At 44.8% G+C, this 536-nt stretch carries 1 protein-coding gene; it reads right to left on the bottom strand.

Annotation, left to right across the window (positions count from 1 at the left end; translation table 11 throughout):
• Positions 1-174 precede the first annotated feature (174 nt).
• A partial coding sequence (locus RCF13_RS26210) for a hypothetical protein (protein ID WP_308141676.1) occupies positions 175-536 on the bottom strand: 362 nt, incomplete at its 5' end.

A 536-nucleotide genomic window follows, 5' to 3' on the forward strand; every position in this document is an offset into this window, starting at 1 on the left:
GAATACAGCGAAGGTAAGTACGCCAGCCAAGGTGGCGAACTCGACCAAGCCGTACTCGGATTGCGTCAAACTGCGCGTCACAATAGGAATTGTGACAAGGCTGAGCAGGCTCGGTAGCATCAATGCGGCCGCATAAATAAAGTATGAACGCATTAATTGTCCAATTGAACCCAATCATGCTCCTTCGCAAATTCCACGGTAAACCGCGTAATCACCGATACGTTCCAGCAACTTCAAACGTGAAAAATCGTAATAATTCTTCCCACTCAATGCATTTATTTTACTGAGTGCTGTCTCTTTAACAACGACTATATCTATCTTCTCTGAATTGATCAGCGATTCAAGCTCAGACGAAGGATAAGGATAGAAATCTGTAATCACCCTTTCAAAAAGGGCCTGCCGGGAAGGGTCGCCAATGTTAGTAAGCATAGCGACATACTGCGCATTGATCCCTTTCAGAGCCATGGGGAAGGCTATTCTTACAGGAATTGTCAGTATGCGCTTGTTTTGCATGGGTACGCTAAATTCTGGAATTT

This window comes from Stenotrophomonas maltophilia group sp. RNC7, from assembly GCF_030910085.1.
Lineage (GTDB): Bacteria > Pseudomonadota > Gammaproteobacteria > Xanthomonadales > Xanthomonadaceae > Stenotrophomonas > Stenotrophomonas sepilia.